The organism is Collinsella sp. HCP3S3_D1 (assembly GCF_052064015.1).
Classification (GTDB): Bacteria; Actinomycetota; Coriobacteriia; order Coriobacteriales; family Coriobacteriaceae; genus Collinsella.
Genome location: NZ_JBQHWK010000003.1, coordinates 100,521 through 124,015, shown reverse-complemented (window position 1 = coordinate 124,015; position 23,495 = coordinate 100,521). Strand labels below are relative to the sequence as shown.

The window sequence follows — 23,495 nt, the reverse complement described above, 5'->3', positions numbered from 1 at the left end:
GATCGCGGACAGGGTGTGCCACCACTGCCACCTGGTCAAGATAACCGGCAGGTCCTACAGGCTGAAGGACCTGCCGAGGGACGGTCCCGTCGAGCCGTGACCGGAATCGGTGAAAATACGTTAGCGCAACCGGTGAAACCGCCTTTGCGCGAACGGCGCGCCTGTTTAGCGAAACTGGTGAAAAATAGATTGACGCTAACAGCGGGCGTGGTGCCGCCGTAGACGAACCCCCGCTTTGCGAGGAAGGCGAGCAGCCGCTGCTTGGCGGTCGCCAGGCGCGCGGTCGCCCCGTCGTAGGCGCCGGCGAGGTCCCTGATGCCTTCGACCTCGGGGGAGGGGACCCATACGGGGGAGATGTCGTGGGCGAGTATCGCCTTGGCCATCCTGGCGGCGTCGTTCCTGTCGTTCTTGGAGGCCGAGTCGGCGGCCGACCTGGGGATCTTCGAGACCGCGGCGACGACGCACTCGACGCCGAGCCCGGCGAGCTCCCTTTGCGGGGCGAAGCCGAGGTAGCCGCTCTCGTAGGCCGCGAGCGACGGCCCGGGGAACCCATCCATCCACCCGGCGATCTCGCCCCAGGGGTTGCCGGGGAACCTCCTCGTCACGGCCTCGCCGGTGTCCGCGTCGAGGGCGCAGACGGTGGTCGACCTCAGGTGGACGTCCATCCCGAACGCGGTAGAATACTTTGGCATGGGAGCCTCCCAACCTCGTTGCGGCGCGGCTGCGCCTATGGCACTTCAACATCATTGTCGCAGCCCCGACCCGCGGTCACGAGCGGGGGCTCCTATCTTTTTAGTGCCCTCGGATTGGGTCATAGTGTCTGTCGAGCCCCGCCGCGCGCAGGGCCTCCTTCGCAATCTGCCGTATGCTGCGCGTGGACAGCGGCTTCCCATATGTTTTGTTGGAGAGGCTGGCGAACAGCGGCGAGTCCTCCCCGACGACCTCGCGCCCCTCGCACCTGCGCGCTGCCAGGTAGTCGTAAATGGGTCCTAGAGTCGCATCGGTCAGCACCACGAGCGCGTCCTTCTCGACCCTGCCCTTGCCCTGGACGAGCAGAATCGTCTGATCGCCCCTGTTGCGCAAATCACCCAGACGGCCTCGCGTGACCTCCACCGAGCGTAAGCCGACTCTGATGAGCAGGTTCACCAGCGCGAAGTCGCGCTTGGCCTGCAGCGTGTCGCCCTTCAGCACCTGGAGCACACGCTTGGCCTGCGCCGGCGTCAGCGCGTCCTTGCGGTGGATGTTGCCCACTAGCTTGACCGTCTTTATGTCCGCGGCCACGTTCGGGTAGGCTCTCACGGACTCGAGCCATTTGAACAGGCTCTTGACCGCGGTGAGGTAGGTGCTCGCCGTCGAGGGCCGCACCCTCGCCAGCATGTCCTGCTTGTAGGCGAGGATGTCTCCCCTGGCGAGGTCTGTGATCCCTCGCTCCTCCTTCCACGCGAAGAAGCCCCTCAGGGTCCTGCGGTAGGTCTCCTTCGTGGTCTCGGCCAGCTCGGCCTCGACTAAAAAGCGCTCGAGCAGCATCTCGACGTCTGCGCTCAGGGCCACGGGACTCGAGGGCTGCTGCGTCGCTGTTATGAGTTGGTTCTGTGTTTCGTTTCCGTTCCCGGGTATGTTCTGCACATCGTGCACCACCTTCTTAATTATCTTCAATAAAGATAACACGGGAGGGGGCTGCAGTGCCAACCGCCGCCTTCGGCCATGCTCTGGCGGGTTGCGGGAAGGGCAGGCGTTTCTGTGTGATGCTTTCCAGCATCAGGCGCCAGCTAGAGGGAGCAGTGCCACGCAGTCTCTCCGCTCTCAGCACCAATCAGCACTTGGGTGAAGCGACGAGCCAAGGGAAATCACCATGCTATAATCCTAGATATCAATCATCCAGCGGGGCCTTTGGCAAGCGCCGCTTCGAGTTAGGTCAGGTTAGATGAAGAACTAGCGATGCCCGTTTCGGGTACCCCATACGACCATTCTGTACATCCGGTCGCGCTTCAGGGTGCCGCATCGCTTCAGTGCCTTCTCGTTCCGAATCCATACATCGCGTGCCTGGCCCCTGCGCGACCTCCTCTCAAAGGAGCTCGCCATGCAACTGAATCTCACTCACATCAGCTATACCTACCCCGGTACGGCATCGCCAGCCATCGAAGACGTCAGCGCCACGTTCCCGACGGGATGGACGGGCATCATCGGCGACAACGGATGCGGGAAGAGCACGCTCGCCCGTATCGCCGCCCGCGTTATTACACCCGATTCCGGGACGGTGAGCCCGAATCTGTTCGCGTCGTATTGCGAGCAAGACTCGACCCAAGAGCCAGACAAGCTCTTTGATCTCGCATCGGATTGGGGCAAGGAGGCGCAACGGGCAAGGGCGCTGCTCCGCATCGAAGACGACTGGTTCTGGCGCTACGACACGCTCTCGGGCGGTCAGCAGAAGCGGATCCAGATCGCATGCGCCCTCTATGCACAACCGGATGTCCTCATCATGGACGAGCCGACCAACGACCTCGATGCCGCCACGCGCGACATCGTGAAGGAGGCGCTGGCTTCGTTCGGCGGCATCGGCATCCTCATCTCGCACGATAGGGATCTGCTCGACGGCCTTGTGGGCCAGAGCCTCATGTGCGAGGGCGCGCGTTGGACCATGCGCCCCGGCGGGTACTCGAAGGCAAGCGACCAGGCGGCGAGCGAACGCGCCTCTGCGATGAGGGATCGCGAGCAAGCCTCTCGTGAAGCTAAGCGCCTGAAGGCAGAAGCCCAGCGCAGGAGCGAAGAGGCGGCACGTCAGAAGGGCAAGCGAAGCAAGCGCGGCTTGAGCAAAAAAGACAGCGACGCTCGGGAGAAGATCGGACGCGCCATAGTCTCTGGAAAGGACGGCGTTGCAGGGAAGCTCTCGTCCAAAATGAGCGGGCGGCTCGCAAAGGCCGAGGCAGAGCTTTCTGAGAAAACCGTCTCGAAAAGATACGACCATCGTATCGGCGAGTTCGGCGTCGCTGCGCGCTCAAGTTGCGTGGCGCACTTGGAGGCATCGCGACTGTCTGCTGGCGAGTTCTCGATAGATGTGCCGGAGCTCTGGATCTCGCCAACGGATCACGTGGTGTTGACCGGTGCGAACGGAACGGGAAAGAGCCTGGTGGTACGAAGCGTCATCGAATCTGTTCCTGATAATGTCAAAGTTGCGTACGTTCCCCAGGACGTCGGGCCAGAGGAACGCGAGCGAGCACTGAGGCATCTCCGAGACCAGGACCAGGAGACGAAAGGTCGCATCCTCTCCATCGTGGCGCGGTTGAACTCCGACCCTGACAAACTGCTCGATGGCGACGATTTGAGTCCTGGCGAACTCCGCAAACTCATGCTTGCTGAACAGCTTGTTACGAATCCCAACCTCCTCGTACTCGACGAGCCGACGAATCATCTTGATGTGGGTTCTATTGAGGCGCTGCAGGAGATGCTGAGCGGTTTCTCTGGCGCGTTACTGTTGGTTACGCATGATAGACAGCTGTCGGAGGCAGTCACGCAGATTGGCTGGGAAACTATTCAAGGTGAGAGCCTGATGAGATTGCTGGTCGTCTAAACAATGGGTTTTATAAAAGAGCCTTGTCGGGTGGATTTGCAGCTTCAGTTTGCAATTATTGTTTAACTCCGCGTGGGTAGTCGCAAGCGGCTTGCTCGTGACGACAGCGACTATTGCCAAAGGGTGGACGCAAGCGGTTTGCTCGTGATGACAGCGACTATTGTTATCCTGTGGTTGCAAGTGGCTTAAAGGTGATGACAGAGTCGTGGAGTTCGACACCAAGATGAAAGTCCCATCAAAGTCACCGTCAAATATCTAGCACGGACAAACAAATAAGGACTCATAGAAACCCTTGGTCGGTGTGCTAACATGATTACAGTGAGTAAATAAGTCTTCAATAACACTAAGCCATTACATAATAAAACGTGGGTACCATACCGAATGGTTGATGTTCGGGCGGGTGTTTGACGCATGGCGTCGACCCCGCCCGTTTCTATTTTCGATAGGAGTATCCCATGATTAAGAATGAGAACGTCGAGGGCGAGCCGGCCTACGACGAGACGTACCGACGCGGCCCCGTGGTTATGCGCGGCCCTATGATTCCTAAGGACAACACCTACGCCAACCTGCTGGCGCCCGAGGACTCGACTGACTGGTTGCACGCCGACCCGTGGCGTGTGCTGCGCATTCAGGCCGAGTTTGTCGATGGCTTCGGCGCGCTTGCCGAGCTCGGGCCCGCGGTGACCATCTTCGGCAGTGCCCGCACGCCCAAGACCGATCCGCTCTACAAGGCGGCGCGCACGGTCGGCCGCAAGATCGCGCAGCGCGGCGTGGCGGTTATCACCGGCGGTGGTCCTGGCATTATGGAGGCGGCCAACAGGGGAGCGGCGAGCGCCAACGGCAAGTCGGTCGGCTTGGGTATTGAGCTTCCGCACGAGCATGGGCTCAACAAATACGTGAACCTCGGCATGGACTTCCGTTACTTCTTTGTGCGCAAGACCATGTTTGTCAAATACAGCTCGGGCGCCATCGTGTTTCCCGGTGGTTTTGGTACGCTCGACGAGATGTTTGAGGTGCTCACGCTGGTGCAGACGCACAAGGTCAAGCGCATGCCGCTTGTTTTGGTGGGCAGCGAATACTGGCAGGGCCTGTTTGACTGGCTCAACGGCCCGGTGATGGATGCCGGCATGATCAGCCCACTCGATCCAGACCTCGTCCACATCACCGATGACCTCAACGAGGCCGTCGACATCGCCCTGAGCGGGCTGATGTAGGGTAGGTAAAATGGGACGGGGCTAAAAAGACTGGTCTGAAACGTTTGATATCAGTCTTTTTGGCCCCGTCCCAAATGAACTGCTTTCAAGTTGCGGTGGAATAGGGATTGATTGGCGACGATGCACTTGGCGCCACGACCCTTTTTGATCGCCTTGATCTCGCCCGATTTCCACTCCGGCGAAACGGTCAGGCGAATATTGAGCATCTGCGTGAGCTGGCCTGCACCTGGTCGAGCGGCTCTTCGCCTTCGATAATCACATGAAGCGGAATCACGTAAATGCCGAGCTCTTGGGCGCGGGCGGGGGGATGTCCGACGTGGAGTCGGTTATGATGGCAAAAGACATAATTGCACCTTTCGTTGGGGCGCTTGCGCGCCGCCTTCTGAGAGCAAAGTGCGAAAGTATAGTAGAGTCGTTCCACATTACTAGGTTCAATTGTTGAATAGTCAACAGTTTGAAGTGTCGGTGTGGAAATCGTCAACTGGGGGAAGAGGGATGTCGATGGAGGCTCTGGAGATATGCAAGCGGTCGGTCGTGCTGTTTGATTTTGACGGCACGGTGGCCGATACGGGCCGGGCGGTGATGACCTCGACGCGTAAAACGCTGGCTGCGCGCGGGTTTTCTGAGGCGCAGATGGGTGACCTGCGCCGCATGATCGGGCCTCCGTTGTGGAAGAGCTTCCACGACTTTTACGGCTTCTCGCGCGAGGAGTCGCTTGTGGTGGCCGACGAGTACCGTGCCTTTTTTGATGAGCTGGGACCGGAAGAGTACCCCGTGTTCGATGGAATTCCCGAACTGCTCGATGGCCTGGCCGCCCAGGGGCATCACTTGGCCGTAGCGACGTCGCGCATGGAGGCAAAGTGCATCGACATGGTGGGCGATCTGGGGCTTTCGCAGTTTGAGGCGGTGGTCGGTATGAATCCGCCGCAGGGGCGCGAGACCAAGGCCGATTCGGTTCGCGATGCCCTGGCGGCGCTCGGCGCGACGGCGGACGATGCCGTGATGATCGGCGATCGCTTTAACGATGTGGAGGGCGCGCACGCAAGGGGCGTGCCGTGCATTGGCATCTACTCGGGCGCGGCGGTGCCGGGCGAGCACGAGGCGGCGGGTGCCGATGCAGTGGTGCACTCGGTGGCCGAGCTTGCTAAACTTTTTGCCATCTAATGACGTTATGCGAGGGGCGGGTGTGACCGTCGCTCATTGGTAAGGAGGTCGTCCATGAATCAGGTGGAACAGAGCGTTACCGAGTATGTCGACGAGATCTGGGAAGATGTCGTTGCCGATATCGAGCAGCTGGTGAGCTATCCGTCCGTGGCCGTTGCTGCCCATGCGGAGCCCGGTGCGCCGTTTGGCCGCCCGGTCCGTGATGCGCTCGATTGTGCGCTCGGCATTGCGCAAAAGCTCGGCTACCAGACGAGCGACGACGAGGGCTATGTGGGCATCGCCGACATTCCCGGCCGCGGCGATAAGCAGCTTGCGACCATCTGCCATGTGGATGTGGTGCCCGCCGGTCCCGGTTGGAACACCGATCCGTTTGCGATGGAGCGCCGCGAGGGCTGGCTGCTCGGTCGTGGCGTGATCGACGACAAGGGCCCGGCCGTGTTGTCGCTCTACGCCGGTGCCTACCTGATCAAGCACGGCATTGTGCCGCGCTATACCTTCCGCGCGCTGCTGGGCTGCGATGAGGAAGTGGGCATGTCCGACGTTCACCATTATCTGGAGAACCATGCAGACCCCGACTTTTTGTTTACGCCCGATGCCGAGTTCCCGGTCTGCAATGCCGAGAAGGGCCAGTTTGGGGCGACGTTTGTGAGCTCCAAGATCGACGGCGGGCGCATCGTATCGTGGAGCGGTGCCGAGGCGAGCAACGCCATTCCGTCGCAGTCTATCTGCGAGCTCGCGATTGCCGCCGATGAGCTGCCGGCGCCCGTTGAGAACGCCGACCGCCTGGAGATCACGGCGCTCGATAACGGGCATGCGCAGATTTTCGCCCACGGTATTGGCGGCCACGCTTCGATGCCCGAGGGAACGATCAATGCCGTCGGCCTCATCGTGGCGTATCTGCGCGAGGCCGAGGACGCGTTTGGTGCACGCGACGAGCGCCTGCTGACGCCCGCCGAGCACGAGTTTGTCAAGTTTCTGACCTTTGTACATGCGGATGCCTATGGTCACGGCCTGGGTATCGACGCGACGAGCCCGGCGTTTGGCCCGCTCACGTGCAACCCCGGTGTTATCCGTGTGATGGATGGCCATATTGAGCAGGTCATCGACGTACGTTTCCCCGACAGCACAAGCGCCGATACCATCTGCGAGCAGCTCGAGCCGCTCGTGGGCCGCTTTGGCGTGACGTGCCGTGTGGGTCGTGCAAAGGTGCCGTTCTCGGTGTCCGCCGACGATCCGGCCGTGAAGGCGCTTATTGATACCTATAACGAGTTTACGGGCAAGCATGCCGAGCCCTTTGCCATGGGCGGCGGCACGTACGCACGCAACTTTGCCCGCGCCGTGTCGTTTGGCCCCGAGGAAACCGGCCTGGAGCTGCCCGCATGGGGCGGCCAGATGCACGGCCCCAACGAGTGCGCCAACGAGGAACAGCTCAAGCAGGCGCTCAAGATCTATATTGTTGCGATCCTCCGTTTGAATGAATTAGAGCTTTAAGGTTACGCGGTTTCCTAATCTAAGTTGCGATGGAATAGTTCCTAGAATGGGCCATTTGATGGCCAAGCAGGAACTATTTCACCGCAACTTTGTTTTTATTGGTGTAAAATGCGGGCCATGCTTGGGGGCGGGTTTGTTATTCGTCTGTAAAGCCGAGTCGCGCTTGCGGTAAGGGTTTATCAAATGCCCGTAAGAAACCGCAGTTGGCGCGGGCGCCGCCCGATCGAGGCAGTATCTTTCCAAACAGCAAAGCGGGCAGGGTGCCCGCGAGTCGCATGTATGAAAGGAAGATTATGCTCGATCAGGCTTATTCTCGTCGTCAGTTCCTCGGCCTCGCTGGTGGTCTTGCCAGCTTCGTGGGCCTCGGCCTCGTTGGTTGCGGCGGCGCAGGCGCTTCCAACGCCGCCGACAAGGGCAGCGCCGCTGCCGAGTTCGTCTCCGGCGAGGTGACCTACGACGGCGCCTCCTCGTTCCAGGCTCTCGTCGAGGCCGCTGCCGAGAAGTTCATGGACGCCAACCCGGACGTCTCCGTCTCTGGCTCGGGCAACGGTTCGGGCAAGGGCCTGACCGCCGTTGCCGCCGGTACCGTTACCATCGGTAACTCCGACGTCTTCGCCGAGACCAAGCTCGAGGCCGACCAGGTCAAGAACCTCGTCGACCACGAGGTCGCCGTCGTGGGCATGGGTCCCGTCGTCTCCAAGAACGTGAAGGTCGACGACTTGTCCCTCGAGCAGCTCAAGGGCATCTTCTCCGGCCAGATCACCAACTGGAAGGAGGTCGGCGGCGACGACGCCACCATCGTCGTTCTCAACCGCAAGGCCGGCTCCGGCACCCGCGCCACCTTCGAGGCCGCCGTCTTTGGTGACGAGGCCGTCGACTTTAAGGGCGACGCCGAGCTCGACAAGTCCGGCGACGTCCAGACTCAGATGGCCAGCACCGACAACGCCATCTCCTACCTCGACTTCTCGCACTTCGACGACTCCAAGTTCAACGCCATCAAGGTCGAGGGCGTGGAGCCCAAGAGCGCAAACGTCACCGACGACTCCTTTAAGATCTGGGCGACCGAGCACATGTACTGCGCAAAGGACGCCGACGATGCCACCAAGGCCTTCTTGGAGTTCATGCTTTCCGACGACGTCCAGGGCAAACTCGTCGAGGAACAGGGCTTTATCCCTGTCTCTGCCATGAAGGTCGTCAAGGACGCCAGTGGCAAGGTCTCCGCTAAATAAGTAATCGCCCCGGAAAGGTTTGCAATGGCAAAACAGCTGCCAAAGCGCGACCTTGAGAACGTGGGCCTGGGCGTCACGGGCGCGTGCGTAGCGCTCGTGACGCTTGTCGTTGCCGCGCTCATCTTTATGGTCGCCCAAAAGGGCCTCTCGGCTTTTCTCAAGGACGGCGTTTCGGTCGTCGAGTTCTTTACCGGCACCAAGTGGGACCTGGCCAACACGGCCAAAAACGGCCTGCCCTATACCGGCGCCCTGCCCCTGATCGTCACCTCGTTTGCGGTCATGGTGCTCTCCACGCTTATCGCGCTGCCCATCGCCATCGGCTCTGCCATCTTTGCGGTCGAGATTAGCCCTAAGTTTGGCTCCAAGGTGTTTCAGCCGCTTATTGAGCTTTTGACCGGCATTCCCTCGGTCGTCTTTGGCCTGGTCGGCTTTCACGTGGTCGTCGGTCTTATGAAGAGCGTTTTCCACGTGAGCACGGGCCTGGGCATCTTGCCCGGCGCCATTGTGCTGGCCGTCATGATCTTGCCGACGATGACCACCCTTTCGGTCGATGGCCTGCGTGCCGTGCCCGATAGCTACCGTCAGGGTTCGCTCGCGCTGGGCTACACCCGCTGGCAGACCATCTGGCACGTGGTGCTCAAATCCGCCATGCCGTCGCTCATGACCGCGGTCATCCTCGGCATGACCCGCGCCTTTGGCGAGACGCTCGCCGTGCGCATGGTTATCGGCGGTATCGAGGCCATGCCGACGTCGCTGCTGTCGCCGGCCTCCACCATCACCACCACGCTCACCACGTCTATGGCGGTCTATGCCGAGGGCTCGGCCCAAGACGACGTCCTGTGGGCGCTCGGTCTGCTGCTGATGGGCATGAGCCTCATCTTTATCCTGATCATCCACCTTATCGGCCGCAAGGGGGCGAAGGCTCGTGGCTAGCACGCGCATTCATATCGACGAGGCGAGACTCAGGCGCGTCCAAAAGCAGGACCGTATCGCCACGGGCGTGCTGACGGCAATCGTCGCCATCGTCATGCTCATCGTCGTCTCCATGGTGGCCTATATTCTGTTCGAGGGCATCTCGACGCTGTTCCAGCCGGGATTTCTCACGCAGCCCGCGCGCGCCAACGGAACCCAGGGCGGCGTGCTCTATCAGCTGTTCGACTCGTTCTATCTGCTGCTGATCACCCTAGGTATCTCGGTGCCCATCAGCTTGGGCGGCGCGGTTTTCCTGGTTGAGTACGCGCCGGACGGACCCATCCGCGACATCGCCTCCACCGCCATCGAGACGCTGTCCTCGCTGCCTTCCATCGTCGTCGGCATGTTCGGCTTTCTGGTGTTCTCGGTGCAGCTGGGCTGGAAGTACTCCATCATCTCCGGCGCCGTCGCGCTCACCATGTTCAACATCCCCATCCTGGTGCGCGTGATCCAGCAGGCGCTCGAGGACGTGCCGCAGGCCCAGCGCGATGCGTGCCTGGCCATGGGCCTCACCCGTTGGGAGGCCACGCTGCACATCCTGATCCCCGAGGCCATGCCCGCCATCGTGACCGGTATCGTGCTTTCGGCCGGCCGCGTGTTTGGCGAGGCCGCGGCGCTGCTCTTTACCTCGGGCATGAGCTCGCCGGTGCGTCTGAACTTCTTGAGCTTTAACCTGTCGAGTCCCACTTGCGCCTGGAACGTGTTCCGCCCCGGTGAGTCGCTCGCCGTGCACATCTATAAGATCTACGGCGAGGGCAGCCCCGAGGCACAGCAGATTGTTTGGGGCACCGCGGCACTGCTGATGATCTGCGTGCTGCTGTTTAACGTAGTCGCCCGTATCGTGGGCAAGCAACTGGCAAGGAGGATGACGGCCGAATGAGCGAGATAAATGCAACGCCCGCAACCGAGGCGGCCGCGTCCGAGACCCAGGACTTTTTGTCGAGCGTGGGGGAGAGCGAGAAGCGCGTGCGCGTAAGCGGCAAAGCCGTGAGCGACGAGGTCGTGCTTTCCACCAAGGATGTCAACGTGTACTATGGCGACCACCATGCGCTGCACGATACGTCGCTCGACTTTCACAAGGGCGAGATCACGGCGCTCATCGGGCCTTCGGGCTGCGGTAAGTCGACCTTTTTGCGCAGCCTCAACCTTATGAATCGCGAGATTCGCGGCTGCCGTGTGGAGGGCGAGATCAACTACCGCGGGCGCAACGTGAACACCAAGACCGAGAACACCTACGAGCTGCGTCGCTCCATTGGCATGGTGTTTCAGCAGCCCAACCCTTTCCGCAAGTCCATTCGCGACAACATCACGTTTGCGCCCAAACGCCACGGCATTACTGACCGCGACGAGCTCGATCGCATGGTCGAGGAAAGCCTGCGCGGCGCGGCGCTGTGGGACGAGGTCAAGGACAAGCTCGACAAGAGCGCCTACGCGCTTTCGGGCGGCCAGCAGCAACGCCTGTGCATTGCGCGCACGCTGGCGCTCAATCCCGATGTGATTCTGTTTGACGAGCCCTGCTCGGCGCTCGACCCTATCTCGACGCTGGCAATCGAGGACCTGATGTCATCGATTGTTGCCGATCGCGCCATCGTCATCGTGACGCACAACATGGAGCAGGCGTCGCGCGTGTCCAACCGCACGGCGTTTTTCTACATGGGCGATATGGTCGAGTACGACGAGACCGACGAGATTTTCCAACGGCCCAAGGATAAGCGGCTGAATGATTACCTCACCGGCATGTTCTCCTAGTCCGGGACATGCTTGAGGCCCGCGGCGGCCATGCTTGCCGCGGGACTGATTGGAGAGGCGGGTCATCTCTTGCGGGAGATGGCCCGCCTTTTTGCTCTGCGACCGAAACGACCACCACAAAGGGGACAGGCACCTTCGTGGTGGTTTGGGGTGGGGCTCGCTGCTATCATGGACAACGTTGAATTTCTACGAAGGAGCAGGGCATATGGCGATTCTTTTGGGATGCGATTCCGTCAGCCTAGAGTTTCCCACCAAGCATATTTTCGAGAGCGTGACGCTCGGCGTGGACGAGGGCGACCGTATTGGTATCGTCGGTAAAAACGGCGATGGCAAGTCGACGCTGCTGAGTGTGCTCGCCGGCACACTGGAGCCCGACGACGGCCGCGTGACGCATCGACGCGACACGACGATTGGTTTGCTCGGCCAAAAGGACAACCTGGTCGATACCGACACCGTGCATCATGCCGTCGTCGGCGACACGCCCGAGTACGAATGGGCGTCGAGCCCGCGTACGCGCCAGATCCTGGCCGGCCTTATTAGCGATGTGCCCTGGGAGGGCACGGTGGGCGAGCTTTCGGGCGGTCAGCGCCGCCGCGTGGACCTCGCGCGCCTGCTGATCGGCGACTACGATGTGCTCATGCTCGACGAGCCCACCAACCACCTGGACATGCGCACCATCAACTGGCTCGCGCGCCACTTAAAGGCCCGCTGGCAGCGCGGCCAGGGCGCCATGCTCGTGGTCACGCACGATCGTTGGTTCTTGGACGAGGTCTGCACCAGCATGTGGGAGGTCCACGACGGCCAGGTCGACCCCTTCGAGGGCGGCTACTCCGCATATATCCTTCAGCGCGTAGAGCGCGACCGCATGGCCGCCGTTACCGAGGAGCGCCGTCGCAACATGGCGCGTAAGGAGCTCGCATGGCTGAGCCGCGGCGCACAGGCGCGCTCCACCAAGCCCAAGTTTCGTGTGGAGGCCGCTCGCGAGCTCATCGCCGACGTACCGCCCGTGCGCGACGAGCTGGAGCTCAAGCGCCTGGCGGTGAGTCGCCTGGGCAAGCAGGTTATCGACGTGGTCGACGTGGACGCCGGCTATGCCGATACCGACGGCGCGCCCAAGCAAGTGCTCTCCGACGTGACCTGGCTCATTGGTGCGGGCGACCGCTATGGTCTTTTGGGCGAGAACGGCGCCGGCAAGTCCACACTGCTCGATGTGATTCAGGGCAAGATCGCGCCCCTGCGCGGCCGCGTGAAGATTGGCCAGACGGTGCGCTTTGGCGTGCTGTCGCAGCAGCTCGAGGAGCTCGAGCCCTACATGGGCGACACGATCCGCGAGGTGCTCAGCAACTACAAGAAGTACTACGTTATCGATGGCAAGGAGACCTCGCCCGAGAAGCTCTGCGAGCGTCTGGGCTTTACGACGCAGCAGCTCTGGAGTCGTATCGGCGATCTTTCGGGCGGACAGCGCCGTCGCCTGTCGCTGCTGCTGACGATCCTGGACGAGCCCAATGTGCTCATCCTGGACGAGCCCGGCAACGACCTGGATACCGACATGCTGGCGATTGTCGAGGACCTGCTCGATGGTTGGCCCGGCACGTTGATTCTGGTAACGCATGACCGCTTTTTGATGGAGCGCGTGACCGACCAGCAGTGGGCGCTGCTCGACGGCCACCTGACGCACATGCCCGGCGGCGTCGACCAGTACCTGCGCCTGTGCAATGCCACCGCCGAGGGCGAGCCCGTGGGTGCGCCGAGCGCCAAGACCGGCACGTTCGACACCGGTGCCGCGGCAGCTGCGGCCGAAAAGCCCAAGGCGAGCGGTCAGCCCAATGGCCTTTCCAATGCCGAGCGCCAGAAGCTCCGCCGCGAGGTGAGCTCGCTCGAGCGCAAGATGGAGACGCAGCGCGCTCGCGTGGAGGAGGTCGAGGCCGCGATGGCTCAGGTCGACCCCACCAACTACACGGCGCTGGGCGAGCAGCAGGCAAAGATCGACGAGGCTCACGCCGCTATGGACGAGCTGGAGATGGCGTGGCTCGAGGCGAGCGAGAAGCTCGAGGGCGAGGAGTAGACGAGGATGATCAAAGCCGCATTTTTCGATATCGACGGCACGCTACTGAGCTTTAAGACGCACCGGATTCCGGCGTCGGCGCAGCAAGTGCTCGACAGCTTTCACGAGCAGGGGATCGCGTGCGTGATCGCCACAGGCCGTCCGACCTACCAGATGCCGGATTGGCTGTTCGATCTTGGTTGGGATGCGTACATTACGCTTTCGGGCCAGCACTGTTTTGATGCCGAGGGCGTCTACCGTAGCTGCCCGATTGACCCGGAGGACGTTGCGGTGATTGTGGACCAGGTGGCCGAGGGGCGCTACGACTCGCTGTGCATGCAGGGCGAGAACTCGTTTGTGAACCGCCTGTCCGAGCGCGTGGTGACGGCCGGTAACAACGCGGGAATCGTCTACCACGAGGAGCCGTTTGAGCACGCCTTCGATGCGCCGGTTTACCAGTTTTGCGCCTTTGTGGATCCTGCCGACGAGCATATCGTGACCGACGCCGTGTCGCATTCGCTCACCACGCGCTGGTGCGACCTGTTCTGCGACATTATTCCGGCCAACGGCGGCAAGGACCTGGGTGTGGCGGCGACGCTGGAGCGCCTGGGCATCGACGCGAGCGAGGCGATCGCCTTTGGCGATGGCGAGAACGACCTGTCGATGTTTGCCGCCGTGGGCACGAGCGTGGCCATGGGCAACGCGCAAGACACGGTAAAGGCTGCGGCGAGCTACGTGACGACTGCCGTGGACGACGACGGAATTTACAACGCCGCAAAGCACTTTGGGCTGCTATAGCTGCGGCTCGGCACTTGGGGACGTTCCTTTTCTGCCGGCAGTTGGGGACGCCCCTTGCGCGTTGTGTGCCGCGTCGCCCGGCCGGACAGCCACGCATGCTACAGGTTCTTGACACCCATCGCGCGCATGGCGTTCAGGATGGCGATGATCGCCACGCCCACGTCGCCAAAGACGGCGAGCCACATGTTGGCGATGCCAAGCGCCGCGAGCACCAGAATCAGCAACTTAATGCCCAGTGCAAAGATGATGTTCTGCCGAACAATCGTCATGGTCTTGCGAGCCACGCGGATTGCACGGGAAATGTTGGACGGCTTGTCGTCCATCAGCACAACGTCCGCTGCCTCGATTGCGGCGTCGGAGCCCATGGCGCCCATGGCAATGCCCACATCGGCACGGGTGAGCACGGGCGCATCGTTGATACCGTCGCCCACAAAGGCGAGCTTGCCCTTGCCCGATTCGGTCGCCAGCAATGCCTCGACGCGCTCGACCTTGTCACCTGGCAGAAGCTGCGCGTGGAACTCATCGACTCCCAGCTGATTGGCCACGGCGGCGGCCACTTCCTCGCGGTCTCCCGTGAGCATGACGGTGCGCTTGACGCCGGCGGCGTGCAGCTCGCGAATCGTTTGCTCGGCATCGGCCTTGACGGTGTCGGCAATTACGATGTGACCGGCATAGACGTCATCGACCAGCACATGGAGGATAGTGCCGACGACCTCGCAATCGGGCGCTTCGATGCCGACCGCGGCGAGCATCTTGGCGTTGCCGACGACGACGTGCTTGCCGTCGATGTTCGCCGTCACGCCATGGCCCGCGTCGTTGGTGGAGTCGCATACACGCTTGGGGTCGAGTTGGCCCTGGAAGGCGGCGCGCACCGACTGCGCGATGGGGTGGTCGGAGAACGACTCGGCGAGGGCTGCGACTTCAAGCAGCGATTGCTCGGTATAGCCGCCCTCGGGGTGCACCGCGACGACCGAGAACGTGCCGTTGGTGAGCGTGCCGGTTTTGTCGAAGACGACGGTATCCACATCGGCGAGCGCCTCGAGGTAGTTGGAGCCCTTGATGAGAACTCCCAGCTTGGACGCGCCGCCGATGCCGCCAAAGAAGCTCAGTGGCACGCTAATTACGAGTGCGCACGGACAGCTGACGACGAGGAAGGTCAGGCCGCGTAGGATCCAATCGGACCAAGCACCGGTCACCAGGCCGCCGCCGAGCGCGAGCACCGCTGCCGCGCCGGTGACGGCGGGCGTGTAGACGCGGGCGAACCGTGTGATGAAGTTTTCGGTGCGCGCTTTCTTCTCGCTGGCGTTTTCCACGAGCTCCAGGACGCGCGCGACGGTGGACTCGCCAAAGGGTTTGGTGGTGCGTACGCGGATAAGACCCGTCATGTTGATGCAGCCGCTGATGATATCGTCGCCGGTCTTGGCGGTACGGGGGACCGACTCGCCGGTGAGGGCGGCGGTGTCGAGCTGGGTTACGCCCTCGACGATAACGCCGTCGATGGGCACGCGCTCGCCGGGCTTGATGACAATGACGGTGCCGACGGCGATGTCATCGGGAAAGACCTGCTCGAGCGTGCCGTCAGCCTGCTCAACGTTGGCGTAATCGGGCGCGATGTCCATCATGGCGCTGATCGATTTGCGGCTCTTGCCCACGGCGTATGTCTGGAACAGCTCGCCGACCTGGTAGAACAGCATAACGGCGGCGCCTTCGGCCATGTGCGGGTCGGTATCGGGGAAGAGCACCGTGGCAAACGCGCCGATGGTCGCGACGGCCATGAGGAAACTCTCGTCGAACGCCTTGCCGCGGCGGATGTTGCTGAATGCCTTTTGGAGCACGTCGTAGCCGGCAATCAAAAACGGCACGAGGAACAGCACAAAGCTGGCGTAGATGTTGCCGGGCTCTCCAAATGCGATAGTGAGGGCGCCGAGCTCATCGAGGGCGTACACCACGACAAAAATACCCAGCGCTACCAGGATGCGGTTGCGTTTATGCTCGAGTGACTCTTTTTTCTTGCGCTTCTTCTTTTTCTTCTTGGGGTCGGCGGTGGCCATGACTCGTATCCTCCCATTTGAATGTATGAACACTCGCTCATGTAATTTCGCGAGCAAAGGCCGCGGCAAGCGCGGCCTTGCGTATCAGCGTATGCGCAGGCTAGAGAATGATCTCGCAGTCCGGCTCGGCGTCGGCGGTGAACTCCACGACGCGATCGAGGACCTCGTCGAACTCAGCGTCGTCGGCTTCGAGCGTCAGCTTCTGAGTCATAAAGTTGACCGAAACGGATTTGACGCCCTCGAGCTTGGCGAGTTCGTCCTGAAGCTCACGCGCGCAGTTGGCGCAGTCGATCTCGTCGAGCTTGAACTGCTTTTTCATGATGGGTTCCTTTCCCTGTATTTGCGGCTTGGGTGCAGGCCGCGCTGGTACCGTGGTTGGTCGCTATTCGCAGATGTGGCTCATGCCTTGGTTGAGCATGGTGTAGACATGATCGTCGGCGAGCGAGTAGAGGATGTTGCGCCCGTCGCGCCGGAATTTAACCAGGTGCGACTGTTTGAGCGTGCGCAGCTGGTGCGACACCGCGGACTGCGAAGTCGCAGTCGCTTCGGCGATGTCTGCCACGCAGAGCTCGCGGCCCATGAGAGCGTAGAGGATCTTGATACGCGTGGTGTCGCTGAAAACCTTGAACAAGTCGGCAAGGTCGTACAGCAGCTCCTCGTCGGGAAGGTCCTCGGGCGAGCAAGTGGTGGGGATGTCGGGCACGATGGCGGTGTCGATGTCGGTCCTTATTTCATCGGCGTGTTCGCTCATTGCAATATCCTTTCATATGAACATGTGCTCATATAACTTACTTCCGAGTATATGAGCGCATGTTCATATGTCAATATAATTTGCGAAATTTTTTGCTGTCGATTGGCCCCAGAGGCGGCTAAGGGCATTGGTTGGTGCTGATAAGGCCGCCGATGCCAACGTGGGTATCCTAGCGACGTGCAAAAACGGGAGTTTTCAGCATCGACGAGGGGTTATTTATTGCATGATACGGCGTCGTTTGCCGCCACAGGGCTTTACTGGAGTGCAAATGGCAATAGATATTCCTCAGCTGTTGCCTAACTTACATCGAAAACAGCGGCTTCGGTGCAAAATGGGGCAATTCGGCCGCCCTCGGATACTCGGCTCTGCTGAAAACTCCCGTTTTTGCACGTCGCCGGGATACCCACCTTGTCAGTCCGCCTCTGTTCTGGCCCCGTACACCCTGCCTTCGGGTGTGGAGGTGCTTGTTTGGGCGAACTCCGGGCAATCCAGCTCGATGACTTGCATGTCGTCGATGGCCGGGACATCGTTGATCGTCGGGTCGTCCAGCGAGATGCCCTCGAGCACTGCGCGCTCGAGCTCAAGTGCATTACCCTGCGCTGCGTCTTGACGGAGGAGCTCCTCAATACGCTTCTTTTCCTCGATAAATCTCCTGAGCACAAATTGTCGCAGCTCTTCTTGCTTGATTGCGAAATCTTTGGGCAGGCGCGATGGGCGAATGCCCTCCTTTCGCTGGATTGCCTCCATAATCCTGGCGAAGGCGCTGGCGTGCATAAAGGAATAGCGACTGACGGTAATGATTCCGTAGCCCATGGACGCCAGCGCGTTCTTGCGCTCTTCGTCAATGGCGCGGTCTTCTTCGGCATCGTGCTGAAATCCGTTGTATTCGATGTCGGTTCGGGATCGCTTGAGATATGCATCCATATAGAACTTTTCGCGCCGCGTGAGATTCTTTGCAGCAGCTGTGACCTTTACTTCGTAGTCGGTCTCGATCTCGCTAATGCCAAGACCGCCCTCGCGCCTGGGTAGCGTGAGCATCATGACAAACGCCGTTTCCATCGGCGATCGGCATCCGTCCCGCACGCATTGGATGGCTTTTCGGGCAAGTTCGAGGCCCTTGCAGTCGATGAGGGAGTTAAAGAAATGTTTAAGGCTCGAAGTCGAGGTGAGCGCGAAGCGCTCGGTATAGGATGTCGAGGCATCGTGCCCAAGGGAATAGGCGCCACACAGTTCGAAGTAGTACTCCACAAGTTCTCGAAAGGGAAGATAGGTTGCGGCCTGAAGCGCACAGAGTTCGACGCCGACAATATAGATGTCGTCGGCAAGCTTGATAAAGCGCGAGCCCGCGAATCGCTTGGATGATACGTGGCACTTGCAGCCCGTCATGCTGCGCACGTTTGCGCGCTCGAACACCGTTGTATCGAGCGGGGCATCGTTATCCAGAGCGACGTTGTGCCTGGCGAGCCAGTCGGCGGCAGAGTCGAGCAGCTCCTTGCTGGGGCGCGCCCCGTAGATCTTGGCAGGGCTGCAGGGCTCGGTGCCAATTGCGGATACCGAGTATGCGGCTTGGTAGACCGCTTTTGCCGTGTTATGTGAAAGTACGATACTCATACAGATAGCATGGCAGACCAGGCAGCGGGGTTCGCAATGAATGCCAAGGCAAAATGGCGCGGCATAACAAAAGCTGTCCAAGCGCTTGACGTCAATGATGGAGAAAGATGCTATTTGGAGCATTGTCGCAGCTCGCTGGCTACGCAGACCTCCACAACTGATGCTGGTCAGCATCGTTTTGATGCAAAGGCGGCGTCAACAAAAATGTGCAATTTGGCTTGAACATGCGCAGATGAAGTTCTTGGTTATGCGGCGGCTAGACATCGGGGGCTGGAGGGCCGCGTTGTACGGCGCGAAAAACAGGTCGATATCCGCTTGGACATCGGCCCGTATTGCGTCGCTTGAGAGGAGCGCCTCGGCGTGTCGCTTTTGCGCGGGGCGCTATGGTCCGGCAAGTATTGCTCGCGAATGGCGCCTCTGCTTGGCAATCTACTTGGCAAACAGGTTCTTGAGGTTGAACTCGGCCTGCACCGTGCGGAGCATGAGGTCGGTGTCGTCGAGGCCCAGGTGCTGCTCGTTGGCGTCGGGCGCGAGGGTGCCGCGACGGCGTGCCCAGTTCTCGAGCGCGGCGGGTGCGGATTCGTGGGGGAGCGAGCGCACGTCGGCGTCCAGACTGCGGCAGATCTGGCGCGAGTCGATGACGATAATCTTGCCGGCTCGGCGCGCCTCGGCATAGCCGTCCAGATGGATCTTGAACCAGCTGTCCTCAAAGGCGGCGTTGTGCGCCATGTACGGGTATTTCTTCATGAGCTTGAGCAGCTGCTTTTGCAGCTCCTTGTTCTCGCGGAAGGGCGTTTTGCCGTCGATGTCGTCCCAGGTGATGTGGTGGATATTCGACAGCGGCACATCTTCGCCGCGGTAGATATCGGGCAGGCCGCAGTAGTGTGCCTCGGCGTCGTGCGGGACGGCGTCGCTGGTGAGCTCCATGATCTCCCAGCCCACGTTGATGATGTAGCCGCGCTCGGGTGCACGGCCGGTGGTCTCGATGTCGATGCCGAGCACCGTGCCCTGGATGGGCTTGCGGGCGTACGCCACGCCGAGCGCATCGCGGTCGCCGCGGATCTCGCGCATGACGGATGCGGCGGTGCGCTTTTGCATCTTGCCGATGGCGGCGCAGGTATCGGCGTCGGACAGGCCGCGCGAAAGCGTCGCGGGCGTCACGTTGCGCAGGCGCGCCTCGCCAATCTGGTCGCATAGGTCGCGGTTGCGGTCGGCCAGGTCGCGCACGGTGGCAAAGTCGAAGCCAGGGTCGCCCTCGGCGGTAAAGTACTCGGTCTCGAGCACCTTGAGGGCCTCTTCGCCTTTTTGACGCTCGGACTCCATGGCGGCGTGATCGCCATAGATGAACATGGGGATAAACGGCTGGCGCTCGTATTCGAGTGCTTGCGAAACGTTCATATACTGCTCCTTGGACGGGCCGCGTCGTGCGGCTCGGGGTCATTGAGATGTGGCGAGATGATAGTTTACCACAGGCAACTATTGGCATCACGCCTAGGACAACTACAATACCCTAGTTGACCGCTAGGACTTTTACAATGCTGCCGAAAGACACGAAAGGTTCCATCCGTCATGGATTTGCTGATTGATATTTTGCTCGACGCCGGCAAGGACACGCTCTCGCTGGTGCCGTTCTTGTTGGTGACATATCTGGCCCTCGAGACGTTAGAGCATGTGGCAGGCGATCGTGTCAACGGCGCCATCAAGCGTGCCGGCGCCGCTGGCCCCGTGGTTGGCTCGTTGCTGGGCATGGTGCCGCAGTGTGGCTTTTCGGCGATGGCGGCAACGCTGTACGCCGGTCGCGTCGTGACGTTGGGCACCCTGGTGGCGGTGTTTCTCTCGACCTCCGACGAGATGCTGCCACTGCTGCTTGCCGAGCAGGTTCCCGTGCAGACTATGGCGATGCTTTTGGCTTCGAAGGCGCTGATCGCGCTGGTCACGGGCTTTATCGTGGATGCCGCCATTCGCGGCCTGCGTCGCAACGCCCGTGCTCATGCGGCGATCCGCCGTACCGTGTTGGGAACCGCTGCCAATCCGGCGCACGTTAACTGCGCGCATGACGATCACAGCGGCGGTGACATCATCGACGAGGTGGCCGAGGCGGGCGTGAGCGCCGACCACATCCATGAGCTGTGCGAGCGCGATCATTGCGGTTGTGATGAAGACGAGGCCGACCGTGACCACGGACATGGCCACGACCACGGACACGAGGGCGAGCACGAACACCACCACGGTCACTCCCACTCACACAAAGGCGCGCCCGTCCTGTCGATTATCCGCAGCGCGATCTCGCACACCGTGCAGGTTTCGGTATTCATTTTTCTGGTGACGCTGGTCCTAGTCGCCGTGCTCGAGACCTTTGGCGAGTCCGCAATCGAGCAGTTCCTGCGCGGCAACGAGACGCTCGCCGTCCTGGGTTCGGCGCTTGTCGGCCTCATTCCCAACTGCTCGGCGAGCGTGGTCATTACGCAGCTGTATCTGGAAGGCGCGCTGCAGCTGGCACCGATGCTCGCCGGCACGCTCATTTCTGCCGGCGTGGGTTACCTGGTACTGTTCCGCACCAACCGCAGCGCCCGCGAAAACGCCGTGTTCCTGGTCATGATGTACGTCATCGGCGCCGGCTGGGGTCTTATCCTTTCCGCCTTTGGCCTCTAAGTAGATGTTTGAGGTATCCCGTAAAAACTGGGGCATGCCTCAAACATCTACCGCCATGACCGGCGTCGGATGCGCGCCAATCGCCAAAACAAAAAGGTAGATTTTTAGGCATGTCCCAAAAATCTACCTTGGTTAGCGCAGCAGGTCGGTGAGGTTGCGCTTAAAGCGGGCGCGGTCTTCGCTGGTGAAGGCTGCCGGTCCACGGGTGCGACCGCCGGCGCGGCGCACTTTCTTTTCTTCGTGACGAATAAACAGCTGCATATCGATGGTGGCTTTGTCGTACACGCGCCCGCGCACGCCGATGGCGGCGGCATCGCGACCGAGCACCATGCTCGCCAGGCCAATGTCCTGCGTCACGACCACATCGCCTGCCTGCAGGCGTTCGACAATGGCAAAGTCGGCGCTATCGGCGCCTACGCTCACGTCGAGCGTTGTGACCCAAAAGCCACGTTGCGCGTGCTCGGCATCGCGCGGGTCGTCACGGCGAATGTGCCGCTCCAGGTTTTGCGTGCTGTTGCCGGCGACAACCACGGCAACACCCGCCCGTCGCGCGCAGTCGATCGACTCACGCGTGACCGGGCAGGCGTCGGCATCAATAAACAGCGTTCGCGGCATCTAGTGCACCAGCTTGCCAAAGCGGATAGCGCGAATAACCAGCGTCACGCCAAACACCAGGAGCGCAGCGCCGGTAAAGATGACGAGCATCTTTGCCGACCACAGCGGGTAGATGAACACGAACACGCCGGCGATGATGGAGAGCGCGCCGCTCAGGATGGCGAGGGCGCGGTTGGAAGAAAGCTCGGACTCCAGAATCGACATGATGCCCTCGACAATCCAGCCAAAGCCGGCCACGACCACCACAAGCGTGCTGAGCGTCGCGGTCGAAAGCGCCTGGTTGCGCAGGATCACCACGCCGCCCAAGATGATGAGCAGGTTGGCGAGGATGCTCGTGACGCGCCAGCCGGCGGGCAGCAGCGGCTCAAAAATGGCGGTGAACAGCCTGACGCCAGCCGTGATCACAAAGTAGAAGCCCAGTACGGTCGTCAAAAAGACGAGGGTCTTAGCGGGTGCAAACAGCAGCGCGATGCCGGCGATGAGCGCGATGACACCCGTGGCGGCGTAGATCCAGCGCACGGCTTTAATCGCCTTGCCTGCCATGCTTTTCTCGTCAAATCCAAACAGATTCGATTGCTGGTCGTCATTCTTAAAGATGCCCATGAGGCCTCCTTTCTGTGCGGCGTAAGCCGCGATCGTTACAACCAGTATCGCCTAAAGGAGCTGGCGTATGGGCCGGGGAGGGCGAAACGCAGCCCAAAGGCCCCGATTTGTTTCCGTTGTTCCCCACGTCGCGATTTTCTATTCAACAGGTGTAGAACATTGCAGCTCTGTTCGTTATTGCCTGCGTTTTAGGTTAGATTTTCCTAAGAACAATTGGCTTTTTGGGGGTCCCTATGAACGAAGCAGTTCCCGTGGTGCCGTCGAGCGCCGAGTCGATGGCAAAGCAGGGTTGCGAAAAGCTTGGTCTGGATGCGTTTGATGCGCTGGTCCGTCGCGCCCGCACATGCCGCCGTTTTGACGAGTCCATGCGCGTGCCGCGCGAGTTTTTGCTCGAGCTGGCAGAGCTGGCGCACCTGGTCCCCTGTGGCGCCAATGCTCAGCGCTTGCGTTTTCATGTGGTGAGCGGTGCCGAGGACTGCGCTCGCGTGTTTGACGAGCTCGCATGGGCCGGGGCGCTCAAGGACTGGCCGGGTCCTGCCGAGGGCGAGCGTCCGACCGGCTACATTGCAATTCTTGCCGAGCGCACCGTTCCCGGCAAACCCGCCGCGCCTATCACCGAGGTCGACACGGGCATCGCGGCTCAGACGATGATGCTCGCCGCGCGCAGCGCAACGCCCGAGGTGGCGGCTTGCATGTTCAAGGCCTTTACGCCCCGCGCGATCGATGCGATGGGGCTCGACGGCGACAAGTACGAGCTCAAGCTGATCATGGCTTTTGGCGTGCCGGCCGAGACCCAGGTTATCGACGCGATCGATTCCAACCCCGACGGTTCTATTAATTACTGGCGCGACGAGGCGCAGGTGCATCACGTGCCCAAGCGTCCGCTTGCCGACGTGCTGGTGTAGTCGCGTCGTTGCGGCGCGATCCGGCGGCAAACCACCACAAAGGTGCCTGACCCTTTGTGGCGGTGCGAGGGGAGGGCG

Annotated in this window: 21 protein-coding genes; 12 read left to right on the top strand and 9 right to left on the bottom strand. The window is 61.1% G+C overall.

Annotated features, from left to right (window positions below; all coding sequences use genetic code 11):
* Positions 1-35: 35 nt before the first annotated feature.
* On the bottom strand, positions 36-692 hold the full coding sequence (locus tag ACTNDJ_RS01790; protein ID WP_441083252.1) for an IS110 family transposase: 657 nt from the start codon (positions 690-692) through the stop codon (positions 36-38).
* A gap of 100 nt (positions 693-792) precedes the next feature.
* Positions 793-1,689, bottom strand: a complete 897-nt coding sequence (locus tag ACTNDJ_RS01785; protein WP_441083251.1) for a tyrosine-type recombinase/integrase — start codon at positions 1,687-1,689, stop codon at positions 793-795.
* Positions 1,690-2,080: 391 nt separating this feature from the next.
* On the opposite strand from ACTNDJ_RS01785, the gene ACTNDJ_RS01780 reads away from it, so the two are divergent.
* The 10 genes from ACTNDJ_RS01780 (at position 2,081) to ACTNDJ_RS01735 (ending at position 14,229) form a co-directional block, all read left to right on the top strand.
* Positions 2,081-3,568 (top strand): ATP-binding cassette domain-containing protein, encoded by a 1,488-nt coding sequence (locus tag ACTNDJ_RS01780; protein ID WP_441063024.1) that lies wholly within the window; start codon positions 2,081-2,083, stop codon positions 3,566-3,568.
* A 455-nt stretch (positions 3,569-4,023) separates the two neighbouring features.
* Positions 4,024-4,782 (top strand): TIGR00730 family Rossman fold protein, encoded by a 759-nt coding sequence (locus tag ACTNDJ_RS01775; protein WP_427719574.1) that lies wholly within the window; start codon positions 4,024-4,026, stop codon positions 4,780-4,782.
* A 501-nt stretch (positions 4,783-5,283) separates the two neighbouring features.
* Positions 5,284-5,946: an HAD hydrolase-like protein gene (locus ACTNDJ_RS01770; RefSeq protein WP_441056291.1), complete on the top strand. Its 663-nt coding sequence runs from the start codon at positions 5,284-5,286 to the stop codon at positions 5,944-5,946.
* A gap of 54 nt (positions 5,947-6,000) precedes the next feature.
* Positions 6,001-7,437: a M20 family metallopeptidase gene (locus tag ACTNDJ_RS01765; protein WP_427719569.1), complete on the top strand. Its 1,437-nt coding sequence runs from the start codon at positions 6,001-6,003 to the stop codon at positions 7,435-7,437.
* Positions 7,438-7,730: 293 nt separating this feature from the next.
* On the top strand, positions 7,731-8,666 hold the full coding sequence (locus ACTNDJ_RS01760; RefSeq protein ID WP_441083250.1) for a phosphate ABC transporter substrate-binding protein: 936 nt from the start codon (positions 7,731-7,733) through the stop codon (positions 8,664-8,666).
* Positions 8,667-8,690: 24 nt separating this feature from the next.
* Entirely contained in the window at positions 8,691-9,599 is a 909-nt protein-coding gene (pstC, locus tag ACTNDJ_RS01755) for a phosphate ABC transporter permease subunit PstC (RefSeq protein ID WP_427795762.1), read from the top strand.
* Positions 9,592-10,518 carry a phosphate ABC transporter permease PstA gene (gene pstA / locus ACTNDJ_RS01750; protein ID WP_427795763.1) on the top strand — a complete coding sequence of 309 codons (927 nt, stop codon included), beginning with the start codon at positions 9,592-9,594 and terminating at the stop codon, positions 10,516-10,518. The genes pstC and pstA overlap by 8 nt, the downstream gene beginning before the upstream one ends.
* Positions 10,515-11,387, top strand: coding sequence for a phosphate ABC transporter ATP-binding protein PstB (pstB, locus tag ACTNDJ_RS01745; protein WP_427719562.1), 873 nt, complete (start codon positions 10,515-10,517; stop codon positions 11,385-11,387). The genes pstA and pstB overlap by 4 nt, the downstream gene beginning before the upstream one ends.
* Before the next feature lie 205 nt (positions 11,388-11,592).
* Positions 11,593-13,452: an ABC-F family ATP-binding cassette domain-containing protein gene (locus ACTNDJ_RS01740; protein WP_441083249.1), complete on the top strand. Its 1,860-nt coding sequence runs from the start codon at positions 11,593-11,595 to the stop codon at positions 13,450-13,452.
* Positions 13,453-13,458: 6 nt separating this feature from the next.
* Positions 13,459-14,229, top strand: coding sequence for a Cof-type HAD-IIB family hydrolase (locus tag ACTNDJ_RS01735; protein ID WP_441063030.1), 771 nt, complete (start codon positions 13,459-13,461; stop codon positions 14,227-14,229).
* Positions 14,230-14,327: 98 nt separating this feature from the next.
* On the opposite strand, the gene ACTNDJ_RS01730 is transcribed toward ACTNDJ_RS01735, so the two are convergent.
* The 5 genes from ACTNDJ_RS01730 to ACTNDJ_RS01710 form a co-directional block, all read right to left on the bottom strand.
* Complete coding sequence (locus tag ACTNDJ_RS01730) at positions 14,328-16,280, bottom strand: heavy metal translocating P-type ATPase (protein ID WP_441063031.1); 1,953 nt, start codon at positions 16,278-16,280, stop codon at positions 14,328-14,330.
* Positions 16,281-16,380: 100 nt separating this feature from the next.
* Complete coding sequence (locus ACTNDJ_RS01725) at positions 16,381-16,599, bottom strand: cation transporter (protein WP_117583778.1); 219 nt, start codon at positions 16,597-16,599, stop codon at positions 16,381-16,383.
* A 63-nt stretch (positions 16,600-16,662) separates the two neighbouring features.
* A complete protein-coding gene (locus ACTNDJ_RS01720) occupies positions 16,663-17,031 on the bottom strand; it encodes an ArsR/SmtB family transcription factor (protein WP_427747430.1) in 369 nt (122 codons plus the stop codon).
* 411 nt (positions 17,032-17,442) lie between these two features.
* Positions 17,443-18,642, bottom strand: coding sequence for a hypothetical protein (locus ACTNDJ_RS01715; protein WP_441083248.1), 1,200 nt, complete (start codon positions 18,640-18,642; stop codon positions 17,443-17,445).
* 429 nt (positions 18,643-19,071) lie between these two features.
* Entirely contained in the window at positions 19,072-20,040 is a 969-nt protein-coding gene (locus ACTNDJ_RS01710; RefSeq protein ID WP_441056284.1) for a 3'-5' exonuclease, read from the bottom strand.
* 171 nt (positions 20,041-20,211) lie between these two features.
* Here ACTNDJ_RS01710 and ACTNDJ_RS01705 point away from each other — a divergent pair, with 171 nt between their 5' ends.
* Complete coding sequence (locus tag ACTNDJ_RS01705) at positions 20,212-21,294, top strand: putative manganese transporter (protein ID WP_441083247.1); 1,083 nt, start codon at positions 20,212-20,214, stop codon at positions 21,292-21,294.
* A 132-nt stretch (positions 21,295-21,426) separates the two neighbouring features.
* Here ACTNDJ_RS01705 and ACTNDJ_RS01700 read toward each other — a convergent pair whose 3' ends face one another.
* On the bottom strand, positions 21,427-21,909 hold the full coding sequence (locus tag ACTNDJ_RS01700) for a YaiI/YqxD family protein (RefSeq protein WP_441083246.1): 483 nt from the start codon (positions 21,907-21,909) through the stop codon (positions 21,427-21,429).
* Positions 21,910-22,512 (bottom strand): HdeD family acid-resistance protein, encoded by a 603-nt coding sequence (locus ACTNDJ_RS01695; RefSeq protein ID WP_441083245.1) that lies wholly within the window; start codon positions 22,510-22,512, stop codon positions 21,910-21,912. It lies immediately after the preceding gene.
* Positions 22,513-22,745: 233 nt separating this feature from the next.
* Here ACTNDJ_RS01695 and ACTNDJ_RS01690 point away from each other — a divergent pair, with 233 nt between their 5' ends.
* Positions 22,746-23,417 (top strand): nitroreductase family protein, encoded by a 672-nt coding sequence (locus ACTNDJ_RS01690; RefSeq protein ID WP_441083244.1) that lies wholly within the window; start codon positions 22,746-22,748, stop codon positions 23,415-23,417.
* Positions 23,418-23,495: the final 78 nt, after the last annotated feature.